The 1,960-nt window shown below is 37.9% G+C and carries 2 protein-coding genes; both read right to left on the reverse strand.

Features of this window, described 5'->3' with window-relative positions; translation table 11 throughout:
- The coding region (locus AC1DND_RS26710; protein ID WP_477585734.1) for an alpha-L-fucosidase at window positions 1-1,257 on the reverse strand (1,257 nt) is incomplete at its 3' end.
- Between the two features lie 13 nt (window positions 1,258-1,270).
- Window positions 1,271-1,960 (reverse strand): sodium:solute symporter family transporter (locus AC1DND_RS26715; protein ID WP_477585735.1); only part of this gene is annotated, 690 nt, incomplete at its 5' end.

Consider the following 1,960-nt stretch of genomic DNA (forward strand, 5'->3'; position numbering starts at 1 on the left):
TAGTACAACAATATAATCTGATTGGTTGGCCTGGTTGCCGGGAAGTTGTAAAGAAATGCCATCTTTTTGCTCCATATTAATGGTTTGGTTATTTAACAGATATGCTTTTTTAACTTTTAAACCTGGGATAGCCTTTAAACTCAACTTGGCCAGATTGGTGTTTAATACATGCACGTAAATTTTATTCCCTTTTCTGGTCGTTGCGTAATCATTGTTCGGTTGGTATGGGCCACCTTTTGTGCTATAAATGGCTTCGCCATTGGTTTTTAACCAATCGCCGATTTCTTTTAAGCGTTCTATTTGGCGGGCTTCAATTCTACCATCTGGCATAGGGCCTACATTTAATAAAAGATTGCCATTACCACCTGCTGTTTTCGAAATAATTTCGAGGCATTGTTTTAGCGGTTTCATTTTATCGTTTGGTTTCCAGGCCCATTGGTTACAGATAGTAAAACAGCTTTCCCATGGCGTAAACATATTTAATTTGCCTACTACCTGTTCCGGCGTGTCGTAATCGCCTATCATTTTAGAAGCATCAATGTTTTTGTTTTCCATTGCTGCAAATTCTTTTCCCAAGCGGTTATTGATAATTATATCGGGTTTTAGGTGTTTTAGATATGCATATAAATCTTTACCCATTTCGTCTGTCCAGGGTTTTTCCCATTGTCCGTCAAACCAGAGCATATAAGGATCATATTTGGTAATGAGTTCCTTTAACTGGTTTTTCATATACAACACATATCGGTTCATGTCTGATTTTGGATCAATCGTTTGGTTTTTTGGAGAGTGGATCGGGTAATCTGGATGATGCCAGTCTAATACCGAGTAATAAATACAGAACTTAATTCCCTGTTTTTTACAGGCTTCGTTTAATGCGCCAACAATATCTTTTTTATAAGGTGTGTTGGTAATATTGAAATCAGTAAATGCAGTTGGCCATAAGCAAAATCCGTCGTGATGACGTGCTGTAATGGTCAGATATCTCATTCCGGCATCTTTTGCTGTTTTTACAATAGCTTCGGCATCAAATAGAACAGGGTTAAATTCTTTGTAGAGATTGTCGTAATCTTCTGTTGGAACCTGATCGCCACGGCTCCAGCCAATCTCGGTGCCGCGTAAACTCACTGGTCCCCAATGAATAAACATACCAAACCGTTTATCCATAAAATCGTTCATTACTGAAGCATTTGTTTTGGTTTGCGCGTTAACACTGAAAAAGGTAATTAGTGCAACGAAGAACAAGAGAAATCTTTTCATATTCATATCAATTTTATTTAAAGTAGACGTATAAAACACCCATTATCACCAATAAAAGCACCGACAGAAATTTGTAGTTGCCTATCCCGCTCCAGCCTTTACTTTTAAGGGGTTCCCAAATAGAATTCCAGTAAAGGGCTTCGCTTTGGGCGGTATGTTTTACAGGATAGATGTAAGAAAATATAACCTGTATAAATACACAGATGCAGAACAGGTAAAATGCCATCATCATAAAGGGGATTTTGCCGATTATAGTTTCTGTACCATATAATTTGTTTACCACAAAAACACTCGCCCCAATAATAGAACCGAGCAGCAAAGTATATTGCGCCCCTTTAGCTGATGCTTTTTTCCAAAATACCCCTAGTAAGAACACACAGGTAATAGGAGGGGCAATATGTGCGATTACATCATTTATGCCTTCGAAAAGGCTTTGATAGCTATTTAATAATGGCAAGAGGCTTATTGAAACGGCTAATGCAATGCCTGCCGACCAGCGACCTACACTAACTAATTTTTTATCGCTGGTTTCGGGTTTAAATCTTTTGTATAAATCATAACTGCTTAATGTAGCGATAGAATTTAACGCACCTGCAATTTGACTCATTAATCCTGATAATAATGCGGCTACCAAAATACCTACCAATCCTTTAGGCAAAAGCTGGGTAATCATTAAGGTATAAATGCCTTTGGTATTTAGTAC

This window comes from Pedobacter sp. 01N416 (assembly GCF_056399685.1).